Here is a 9,664-nt window from a genome sequence, read left to right as displayed (position 1 = left end):
GGGTGGCAGCGAACGCCCCCAGCGCCGGCAGGAGGGCGGACGCCGCCGCCCCGACCATCAGCGAACGGCGGCTCGGGGCCATAATCGTCATCGGCGAACTCTCCTAAATACGGTATACGGTTATAATGTCAGGCGGATGACGTCAATGGTTCGGGCGGGCGGATAAAGATCCCTCGTTAACCGAAACTCGTCCCGACACGGCCACGTTTCGTCGCCTGGCCTTTGACCGGTCGTCGCACTTCATCGATCAAGGCTCCGGTCCAGCCGAAGCGACCATCCTCCGCCACAGGGAAAGAGGATGCCGCGGATGGCGAGACGCAGGGGAACCTCGACCGCTAATTGTTCCGGATTGCCTCGGCGGGCGACGAACACTCTTGCGCATGTGCAGTGAGCAGGAATGACCAAGCGGCGTTCGATCGTGATGCGCGTCCTCATTGTCGCAGCCGGTGCCTTTGGAGCCCAGGTCGCGACCGCCGCACCGGCAGACAGCACGCCGCCCATCACCGCCGCCGCGACCAACCCGCAGGAGGTCGAATGCATGGCCAAGGCCATCGTGCGCGAGGCGGGCAACCAGCCGGAACGCGGTCAGGTCGCCATCGCCCAGGTCATCCGCACCCGCATGAAAAGCGGCCGCTTCGCCCCCAGCGCCTGCGGCGTCGTCAAGCAGCGCGGCCAGTTCTTCGATCCGGACAGCTACAATCCGCCCCGCACCACCAGCCGCTGGACCAATGCGATCCGCATCGCCACCGAGACGCTGAACGGACTGGGTGAAGAGGTTGCCCCCGGCGCCCTCTTCTTCCGCTCGGCCCGCGCCACCCTGAAGCAGCGCATCCGCATCGTCCAGATCGCCGACCACATCTTCTACCGCTGAAGCCCGTCTCAGCCGTCGCGCCAGTCAAAGGTCAGCGGCGCCTCGCGAAAGGCGAACCGGTCCAGGTGGCTCGATACCACCTCGCGCATCCGGTCGCGATCCTCTCCCTCCGGCACGCTCAGGACCACGTCCAGCGTCTCGCTGTCGGCACGCATCTCCAGCCGCGATCCGTTGGGAAAGTCGATCGTGCCTTCCTCGGCCGTAAACGTCACCGTCATCTTGTGCGACCAGTGCTTGGCCAGTTGCTGCAGATAGCGGCTGGCGGAGTGCGTCGGTACGCGGGCGATGGACAGGGTCATCACTTCATCCTTTCGATCTTGCGTGCGGCTTCGTCGATCAGCGCCGCCACCTCGTGCAGCGTGTCCTCACTGACATCGTCGCGCATCAGACGGTGCTGCAACACCTGACGCAGATTACCCATCGCGCGGCGGATGGGGGCACCATCGGTCCGCTCGCGGTGATCGGCCAGCTTGCGCAACCGTGCGAACAGTTCGTCGAGCTGCGCCGCCGCCTCGGCCAGATGATCCCGCCCCGCCTCGGTCGCCGCAAAGCGCTTCTTCGTTCCCTCGGACTGATGTTCCTCGATCAGCCCCATGTCGCCCAGCAGGGTCAGCGTCGGATAGACGACACCCGGGCTCGGCGCGTAACCACCGCCCGACAGACCTTCGATCTCGCGGATCAGGTCATATCCGTGCCGCGGGGCATCCGCGATCAGCTTCAACAAGACCAGCTTCAGTTCGCCGCCGTCGAACACGCGTCGCCGACCGCGTCCGCCCTCATGCCCGCCACGACCCGGTCCTCCGTGACGACCGCCGCCGAACGGACCATCGGTCCATGCGCCATATCCCATTCCAAATCGCATCGCGACTCACTCCGATATATCTTGATATGCAAGATATATCTTGATCCACTCTGCTTTCAAGGGACATGACGTGCCTCGCAGTCGTGCCTATCTTCGGGTGCATGGCCGATCTGTTTGCGGGACTGGAACCCGCCCCCCTTCCTGCGCCCGATGCGCCGCTCGCCGATCGGCTCCGCCCCCAGGCGCTTGCAGCGGTGGTTGGCCAGGAGCATCTGACCGGCCCGGATGGCGCGATCGGGCGGATGGTCGCCGCAGGCCGCCTGTCCTCGATGATCCTGTGGGGGCCGCCTGGCACCGGCAAGACCACCATCGCCCGCCTGCTCGCCGACGCGGTCGATCTGCGGTTCGTCGCGATCTCCGCCGTCTTTTCCGGCGTGGCCGACCTCAAAAAGGCGTTCGCGGAAGCGCGCGATCATGCGCGCACCGGCCAGCGCACGCTGTTGTTCGTGGACGAGATCCACCGTTTCAATCGCGCGCAGCAGGATGGCTTCCTGCCCTATGTCGAGAACGGCACGGTGACGCTGGTCGGCGCCACGACCGAAAACCCGTCCTTCGAGTTGAACGCCGCCCTGCTCAGCCGTGCGCAGGTGCTGATCCTCCACCGCCTCGACCGCGATGCCCTTGGCCGGTTGCTGGATCGCGCCGAGGTGGAGATGGATCGCGCCCTGCCCTTGCAGCCCCAGGCGCGCGAGGCCCTGGTGGCCAGTGCGGATGGCGACGGCCGCTTCCTGCTCAACCAGGCCGAAACCCTGTTCTCGGTCGGCCTTGCCGAACCGCTCGACGCCGCCGGCCTGTCCGCCTTTCTCCAGCGCCGCGTCGCCGTGTACGACAAGGACCGCGAGGGGCATTACAACCTGATCTCCGCGCTGCACAAATCGATCCGCGGTTCGGACCCGCAGGCCGCACTCTATTATCTCGCCCGCATGCTTACCGCCGGCGAGGAACCGCTGTTCCTGCTCCGCCGCCTGACCCGCGCCGCCGTCGAGGATATCGGGCTCGCCGATCCGCAGGCGCTGCAACAATGCCTTGCTGCCAAAGAGGCGTATGATTTTCTCGGCAGTCCGGAGGGCGAGTTGGCGATCGTGCAGGCCTGCCTGTATCTGGCGACGGCACCCAAATCGAATGCCGCCTATATGGCGCAAAAGGCCGCCTGGCGCTCGGCCAGGGAGACCGGCTCGCTGATGCCGCCGGACAATATCCTGAACGCGCCGACCAAGCTCATGAAGCAGATCGGCTACGGCGCCGGCTACCAATATGATCATGATGCCGAGGATGGTTTTTCCGGCGCGAACTATTGGCCGGACGCGATGAGCCCGCAGCGCTTCTACGAACCGACCGGGCGGGGGCTGGAAAAACGTATCGCCGAGCGCATGGCTTGGTGGGACGCGCGGCGCAATGAACGCCAGGGCTGACCCGCCCGCCCATTTCCGCCGCTTCGCCGCGATCGACTGGTCTGGCGCCCGCGGTCAGCGCCACCGCGGCATCGCAGTCGCCGTGGCGCAGGCGGGCGACGCGGCCCCCGTGCCCGTGCCGCCGCCCGGTGGCTGCTGGTCACGCCAGGCGGTACTCGACTGGGTCTTGCTCCATGCCGATGCACCGATGCTGATCGGCTTCGACTTCAGCTTCTCCGCACCGTTTCTCGACCGCGCCGCCCATCTTCCCGGCGAGCCCTTTACCGAAGACGCACCCGCGCTGTGGCGATGGGTCGACCGGAACAGCACCGATGCCGATCTCGGCGCCGCCGGGTTCGTCGATGCCCGGCGCGGCTTGCACGTCTATGGCGGCGCCGCCGACGGGCAGAAGGCGCAGTTCCTCCGTTACCGCCGCTGCGAGACTGCGATCGCCGCCACCGGCCGCAGCCGCCCGTCAAGTATCTTCGATGCCGTGGGTGCCGCGCAGGTCGCCAAGGCGAGTTTCGCGGGGATGCGCCTTCTCGACCGGTTACGTGGCATCGTGCCCGTCTGGCCGATCGATCCGATCCCCGCTGCCGGCGCGCTGATCGTGGAAATCTACCCCGCCCTCGCCGTCCGCGCCGCCGGTCTGGGCCGGGGCAAACTGCGTAGCGCTGCCGTGCTCGATCAGGCACTTGCGGCCATGGGAAGCGCGCCCCACGCACCGCTCGCCCGCTATGACGACCACAGCACCGACGCGCTGCTGACCGCCGCATGGCTCCGCGCCAACGCGGCCAGGCCACCGCTCTGGAGCCCGGCCGGGCTCACCCGCGAGATTGCGCAAACCGAAGGCTGGATTTTCGGCGTCGAGTAAGGCAAGAGCCCGCCCGACCAGGATGTGCCGGTTTAGCTCAGATGGTAGAGCAGCGGTTTTGTAAACCGAAGGTCGCGGGTTCGATCCCTGCAACCGGCACCATATTTCCGGCGTTACCGACCCGGAATGATAAAAGTCGCCAGCTACAATATGCGCAAGGGGATCGGCACGGACCGGCGGCGCAATCCGGAGCGGATTCTGGAGGTTCTGCGCGAAGTCGATGCCGACGTGATCGCGCTGCAGGAGGCCGATCGCCGCTTCGGCACCCGGGAGGGCGTATTGCCGCTCCACCTTCTTGCCGAACACAGTGACTGGAAGCCGGTGCAGTTCGGCATGCGCGCCCTGTCGATGGGCTGGCACGGCAACGCCATCCTGGTCCGCAAACAGGCCGAGATCCGGCATCACGAGGCGATCCACCTACCCGCGCTGGAGCCGCGCGGCGCGGTCGTGGCCGAGATCCTGTGCGGCGACACCCATTTGCGGGTCATCGGTATGCATCTCGACCTGTCCGGCCTCTGGCGCCGTCGTCAGGCGGCCGCGATCCTGAACCATGTCGAGGCCTGTACGGATCGGCTGCCCACCGTCATGATGGGGGACCTGAACGAATGGACTGCCGCCGCCGGCTGCCTGCGCGATTTCGGGCGCGACTTCGCCTTTGCCGGCACCGGCCCCAGCTTCCATGCCCGTCGGCCGATCGGGCGGCTCGACCGGATCATGGTGTCGCCCGAACTGCGCATCGCGGAATGCGGCGTGCATCTCAGCCCGGCCTCGCGCAAGGCGTCCGATCACCTGCCCATCTGGGCCACGCTCGTGCCCGCATGATGCGCCGCGTATAATGCGCGAAAAGGAGCTTCGCCTCGCACTCGTCTGCTATGGCGGGATCAGCCTGGCCGTGTACATGCACGGCATCACCAAGGAGATCTGGCATCTGGCGCGCGCCAGTCGCGGCTTTCATGACGCAGAACCGGCCCCCACGGGCAGCGCCGCCGTCTATCGCACGCTCCTGGCGGAGATCGCCGAACAGGGTGGCTGGCGCATCCGCATCCTGCCCGACATCATCGCCGGTGCCAGTGCAGGCGGCATCAACGGCATCTTTCTGGGCCAGGCCGTCGCCACCGGCCAGTCGCTCGATCCCCTTACCGATCTCTGGCTCGCCGCCGCCGATGTCGAGGCGCTGATCGACCCCGCCGCCGCCCCCGCCTCGCGCTTCTCGAAAGTCTGGGCACTCCCTCTCGCCTGGATGGCGGCCGGCCGCAGCGCGGATTCGGTGGAGGCGCTGGAGGACGCCACGCGCGAGGAGGTGCGGGCCAAGCTGTCGCATTTCGTGCGCTCGCGCTGGTTCGAACCGCCCTTTGGCGGCACCATCTTCACCGGCCTGCTGCTCGATGCCTTTGACGCCATGGCGGCGGCACCGCGCGGCCCCAGGCTCCTGCCCGACGGACAGCCGCTCGACCTGTACGTCACCGTCACCGACTTCACCGGCCACCCCGAGCGCCTGCAACTCCATTCGCCCGCCGAGGTGGTCGAGACCGAGCACCGCATCGTCATCGATTTCACCGATGGCGGCGCACAGGTCCAGACCCTCGCCCCCGCCGCCGAACTGGCCTTTGCGGCGCGCGCCACCTCCAGCTTTCCCGGCGCGTTCCCGCCGTTCAGCGCAGGGGAGATGGACCGCGTGCTGGAGACGCGCGGGGGCCGCTGGCCCACCCGCCGCGCCTTTCTGCGGCGCGTGCTGCCCCGCCATCATGCCGCCAACGCCGCCGACCGTGCGGTACTGATCGATGGGTCGGTACTGGCCAACGCGCCGTTCCGCCCCGCGATCGACGCGTTGAAGCAGCGCCCCGCCCGGCGCGAGGTCGACCGCCGCTTCGTGTATATCGATCCCTCGCCCGGCACGAAGTTCCGCTTGGGGAGCAGCGGTGCGGAGCCCGGCTTCCTCCAGATCATCCTCGGCGCGATCAGCGAGCTTCCCCGTCAGCAACCGATCCGCGACAATCTGGAGGCGATCGCCGCCAGGTCCGAACGGATCGATCGTATGCAGGGCATCGTCGCGGCCATCCGTGGCGAGGTGGAGGCGGAGGTCGAGCATCTGTTCGGCCGCACCTTCTTCCTCGATCGTCCCACCCCTGCGCGCCTCGCCGCATGGCGCCAGCGTGCCCATGCCGGCGCGGTGGCCAAGTCGGGCTTCGGCTTTGCCGCCTATGCGCATCTGAAGCGCGCCGGTGTGCTGGATCACCTTGCCGCCATGGCGGCGGAGGCGGCGGGTGACGGCAGCGCGCCACGTCGCGGGCGCATCCGCGCCGCGCTTGCCGCCGCCCTGGACGAGCGACAGGCCGCCGACGACACCGCCAGCATCGACTTCCGGCGCAGCGTCGAGCTCGGCTTTCGCATCCGCCGTCTGCGCCTGCTCGCCAGGCGTCTGGCGGAGGTCGAGGCCGACCCGCCCGATCCCGCCATCAGCGCGATGCGCCGGGCCATCTATGAGACGCTGGCCGCGCATCTCGATCGGCAACGCGGCACGGCACATCCCGCCCTGCGCCCCGCGGTCCGTTCATGGCGCGGTGACGCCGGTCCGCTTCTCGATGCGCTCGCGACCGCGCTCGACTGCCGCCGCCTCGACGACGAAACCGATGCCCGGCTTGCGGAAGCGCTGGCGGCCCTGCCGCGTGAGCCGCGTCGCACCCTGCTGCTCAGCTATCTGGGTTTTCCCTATTTCGACGTCGCCACGCTGCCGCTGTTGCAAGGCGAGGGACTGGACGAGTTCGATCCGGTAAAGGTCGACCGCATCTCGCCTGACGATGCCGTCGCGATCCGCGCTGGTGGTGCCGAGGCGACGTTGAAGGGCATCCAGTTCAACAGCTTCGGTGCGTTCTTCAGCCGCGCCTACCGCGAGAATGATTATCTCTGGGGTCGCCTTCACGGGGCGGAGCGGATGATCGACATCACCGTGTCCACGCTGCCCCCCACCGTACGCATGCGCCCGGGCCGTGTCGCCGCGATCAAGCGCGCCGCCTTTCTCGCCATTCTTGACGAAGAAGAACCCCGATTGACCGCGATCCCCGCCCTGATCGCGTCCCTTCGTCGCGAGATCGGCTGAAGGCTGGTCTTGCCTCACGATCGCGGCTAGACCTTGGCATGATTATTGTTACCCGAGGACACGCATGCAGTTCCTGAAGATCCTGTTCTGGTGTCTGCTGGCGTTTCTGGCCGCCGCGTTCACCATGGGCAACTGGACCACTGTGCCGATCCGTCTGGTCGGCGGGTTGATCGCCGATGTGAACCTGCCGGTCCTCCTCTTCGTCACCTTTCTGCTCGGTCTCGTCCCGACGCTCATCTGGCAGCATGCCGTCCGCTGGCGGCTGCGTCAGCGCCTCGCCACGGCCGAGCGCAACCTGACCGACCTGCGCAGCAGCGTCGTCGCCGCGACCGAACCGGTGGCGGAACCGGCGGCGCCACTGGCGATGTCGATCGACAAGCCCGGCACGGCGATCTGACCGCGATGAGCAACCGCATCTATGTCGCGATCGACACACCCGATCTTTCCCGCGCGCTCACGCTTGCCAGGCGGGTCCGCGACCATGTCGGCGGTATCAAGCTCGGTCTGGAATTCTTCTGCGCGCACGGGGCCGCCGGCGTGCGCGAAATGGCGCATCTCGATCTGCCGATCTTCCTCGACCTGAAACTGCACGACATCCCCAACACCGTCGCCAAGGCGATACAGGCGCTCGGCCCCATCGCCCCCGCGATCCTGACCGTCCACGCCAGCGGCGGCCGCGCCATGCTGGAGGATGCCAAGGCCGCCGCACCGACCGGCACGAAGGTCGTCGCGGTCACCATGCTCACCAGCCTCGACGCCACCGACTTGTCCGACACCGGCGTCACCGGCGCGGCCCACGACCATGTCCTGCGCCTTGCCGAACTCGCCCACGCGTCCGGCGTCGACGGCATCGTCTGCTCCGGTGCGGAGGTCGCCGCAGCCAGGGCCGTCTGGCCCAAGGGCTTCTTCGTCGTCCCCGGCGTCCGCCCGGCGGATGGGCCGGTCGGCGATCAGAAGCGCGTCGTCACCCCCCGACAGGCGATCGACGCCGGCGCCTCCATCCTCGTCATCGGCCGCCCGATCACCCAGGCCGACGACCCCGATGCCGCCGCCCGCGCCATCGCGGCCACCCTCTGACGTGCCCGTCACTGCCAAGATTTGCGGCCTGACCACGCCGGATACGCTGGAGGCCGCGCTTTCGGGCAGTGCGTCGCATGTCGGATTCGTCTTCTTCCCCGCCTCGCCCCGCCACCTGACGTTCGAGGCGGCGACCGGCCTCGCCACCCGGGTGCCGGCGCATGTCCAGCGGGTCGGCGTCTTCGTCGATCCGGAGGACGCGCTGGTCGAGGCCGCCATCAAGGCCGGCCGCCTCGATGCCGTCCAGCTTCACAAGACCGCGCCCGCCCGCGTCGCGGCGATCCGCGCGACGTTCGGGCGCGACGTGTGGGCCGCGGTCGCGGTCAAGACCGGCGCCGATCTCGCACAGGCGGCGCATTATGCCGGTGCTGCGACCCGTCTGCTGTACGACGCCAAGACGCCCGAGGCCGCCGAATTGCCCGGCGGCATGGGTCTGCGCTTCGACTGGCGACTGCTTGAAGGATTTCGCCATCCGCTGCCCTGGGCGCTATCCGGCGGGCTGGATGCAGGCAACGTCGCAGAGGCCGTCCATCGCACCGGTGCGACGCTGGTGGATGTGTCGTCGGGCGTCGAAAGTGCCCCCGGCGTCAAGGACAAGGGACGCTTGCTGGCCTTTTTGAAGACGGTGCAATCGCTCTGATCCGGCCCTGCCGGGGAAGGATGCAATCTCGACACCGGCGGTCATGGTGCTAAAGCGCGGCCCCATGACCGCGCCAAACTCCTTCCGCGCCCAGCCCGACGACCGCGGGCATTTCGGCGATTATGGTGGCCGCTACGTCGCCGAGACGTTGATGCCGCTGATCCTGGACCTCGACCGCGAATATCGCGCGGCCAAGGCCGATCCGGCGTTTCAGGAGCAGTTCGACGATCTGCTCGAACATTATGTCGGCCGCCCGAGCCCGCTCTACTATGCGGAGCGGCTGACCGAGGCACTGCGCACCGGCGCGGAAGACGGCATGGGCGCACAGGTCTGGTTCAAGCGCGACGAGCTGAACCACACCGGCGCGCACAAGATCAACAACTGCATCGGCCAGATCCTGCTCGCCATCCGCATGGGCAAGACCCGGATCATCGCGGAAACGGGCGCGGGGCAGCACGGCGTCGCCACCGCCACCGTCTGCGCGCGCTTCGGCCTTCCCTGCGTCATCTACATGGGCGCCAAGGACGTCGAGCGGCAACAGCCCAACGTGTTCCGCATGAAGCTGCTCGGCGCCGAGGTGAAGCCCGTCCAGTCGGGCGCGCACACGCTGAAGGATGCGATGAACGAGGCGATGCGCGACTGGGTCGCCAACGTCCACGACACCTTCTACATCATCGGCACCGCCGCCGGCCCGCACCCCTATCCCGAACTCGTCCGCGACTTCCAAAGTGTCATCGGGCGCGAGGCGCGCGAACAGATGCTGAAGCGCACCGGCCGCCTGCCGGACCTGCTGGTCGCCGCGATCGGCGGCGGATCGAACGCGATCGGCCTGTTCCACCGCTTCCTCGACGA

The 9,664-nt window shown here is 67.9% G+C and carries 11 protein-coding genes and 1 tRNA gene; 10 read left to right on the top strand and 2 right to left on the bottom strand.

The annotated features are described in order from the left end of the window. Positions 1-397 precede the first annotated feature (397 nt). Positions 398-871, top strand: coding sequence for a cell wall hydrolase (locus tag Q0U08_RS13690; RefSeq protein ID WP_298091944.1), 474 nt, complete (start codon positions 398-400; stop codon positions 869-871). A gap of 8 nt (positions 872-879) precedes the next feature. Here the strand turns inward: Q0U08_RS13690 and Q0U08_RS13685 are convergent, their stop codons facing one another. Next, entirely contained in the window at positions 880-1,170 is a 291-nt protein-coding gene (locus Q0U08_RS13685; RefSeq protein ID WP_298091943.1) for a DUF2218 domain-containing protein, read from the bottom strand. Further along, positions 1,170-1,733, bottom strand: coding sequence for a PadR family transcriptional regulator (locus Q0U08_RS13680; protein WP_298091942.1), 564 nt, complete (start codon positions 1,731-1,733; stop codon positions 1,170-1,172). Before Q0U08_RS13680 ends, Q0U08_RS13685 begins: the two co-directional genes overlap by 1 nt. Before the next feature lie 101 nt (positions 1,734-1,834). Between Q0U08_RS13680 and Q0U08_RS13675 the strand changes: the two genes are divergently transcribed. The 9 genes from Q0U08_RS13675 to trpB all read left to right on the top strand — a co-directional run. Then, positions 1,835-3,145, top strand: a complete 1,311-nt coding sequence (locus Q0U08_RS13675; protein WP_298091941.1) for a replication-associated recombination protein A — start codon at positions 1,835-1,837, stop codon at positions 3,143-3,145. After that, positions 3,129-3,998, top strand: a complete 870-nt coding sequence (locus Q0U08_RS13670) for a DUF429 domain-containing protein (protein ID WP_298091940.1) — start codon at positions 3,129-3,131, stop codon at positions 3,996-3,998. Before Q0U08_RS13675 ends, Q0U08_RS13670 begins: the two co-directional genes overlap by 17 nt. 26 nt (positions 3,999-4,024) lie before the next feature. Next, positions 4,025-4,100: transfer RNA gene (locus tag Q0U08_RS13665), tRNA-Thr, on the top strand. Positions 4,101-4,124: 24 nt separating this feature from the next. Next, positions 4,125-4,820: an endonuclease/exonuclease/phosphatase family protein gene (locus Q0U08_RS13660; RefSeq protein WP_298091939.1), complete on the top strand. Its 696-nt coding sequence runs from the start codon at positions 4,125-4,127 to the stop codon at positions 4,818-4,820. Between the two features lie 13 nt (positions 4,821-4,833). Beyond that, on the top strand, positions 4,834-7,095 hold the full coding sequence (locus Q0U08_RS13655; protein WP_298091938.1) for a patatin-like protein: 2,262 nt from the start codon (positions 4,834-4,836) through the stop codon (positions 7,093-7,095). Positions 7,096-7,159: 64 nt separating this feature from the next. Then, the gene (locus Q0U08_RS13650; RefSeq protein ID WP_298091937.1) at positions 7,160-7,492 is read left to right on the top strand and encodes a hypothetical protein; all 333 of its coding nucleotides are present in this window, start codon (positions 7,160-7,162) and stop codon (positions 7,490-7,492) included. Between the two features lie 5 nt (positions 7,493-7,497). Then, a complete protein-coding gene (pyrF, locus tag Q0U08_RS13645) occupies positions 7,498-8,172 on the top strand; it encodes an orotidine-5'-phosphate decarboxylase (protein ID WP_298091936.1) in 675 nt (224 codons plus the stop codon). Between the two features lies 1 nt (position 8,173). Then, a complete protein-coding gene (locus Q0U08_RS13640) occupies positions 8,174-8,812 on the top strand; it encodes a phosphoribosylanthranilate isomerase (RefSeq protein WP_298091935.1) in 639 nt (212 codons plus the stop codon). A 64-nt stretch (positions 8,813-8,876) separates the two neighbouring features. Further along, a partial coding sequence (trpB, locus tag Q0U08_RS13635) for a tryptophan synthase subunit beta (protein WP_298091934.1) occupies positions 8,877-9,664 on the top strand: 788 nt, incomplete at its 3' end.

The organism is uncultured Sphingomonas sp., from assembly GCF_946477935.1.
Lineage (GTDB): Bacteria > Pseudomonadota > Alphaproteobacteria > Sphingomonadales > Sphingomonadaceae > Sphingomonas.
This window is presented reverse-complemented; position numbering and strand designations above follow the sequence as displayed.

What these genes read in the sequence shown, in the direction of transcription:
- Q0U08_RS13690 (WP_298091944.1), top strand. Translation starts at nt 398, where the DNA reads ATGACCAAGCGGCGTTCGATCGTGATGCGCGTCCTCATTGTCGCAGCC.
- Q0U08_RS13685 (WP_298091943.1), bottom strand. Translation starts at nt 1,170, where the DNA reads ATGACCCTGTCCATCGCCCGCGTACCGACGCACTCCGCCAGCCGCTAT.
- Q0U08_RS13680 (WP_298091942.1), bottom strand. Translation starts at nt 1,733, where the DNA reads ATGCGATTTGGAATGGGATATGGCGCATGGACCGATGGTCCGTTCGGC.
- Q0U08_RS13675 (WP_298091941.1), top strand. Translation starts at nt 1,835, where the DNA reads ATGGCCGATCTGTTTGCGGGACTGGAACCCGCCCCCCTTCCTGCGCCC.
- Q0U08_RS13670 (WP_298091940.1), top strand. Translation starts at nt 3,129, where the DNA reads ATGAACGCCAGGGCTGACCCGCCCGCCCATTTCCGCCGCTTCGCCGCG.
- Q0U08_RS13660 (WP_298091939.1), top strand. Translation starts at nt 4,125, where the DNA reads ATGATAAAAGTCGCCAGCTACAATATGCGCAAGGGGATCGGCACGGAC.
- Q0U08_RS13655 (WP_298091938.1), top strand. Translation starts at nt 4,834, where the DNA reads ATGCGCGAAAAGGAGCTTCGCCTCGCACTCGTCTGCTATGGCGGGATC.
- Q0U08_RS13650 (WP_298091937.1), top strand. Translation starts at nt 7,160, where the DNA reads ATGCAGTTCCTGAAGATCCTGTTCTGGTGTCTGCTGGCGTTTCTGGCC.
- pyrF (WP_298091936.1), top strand. Translation starts at nt 7,498, where the DNA reads ATGAGCAACCGCATCTATGTCGCGATCGACACACCCGATCTTTCCCGC.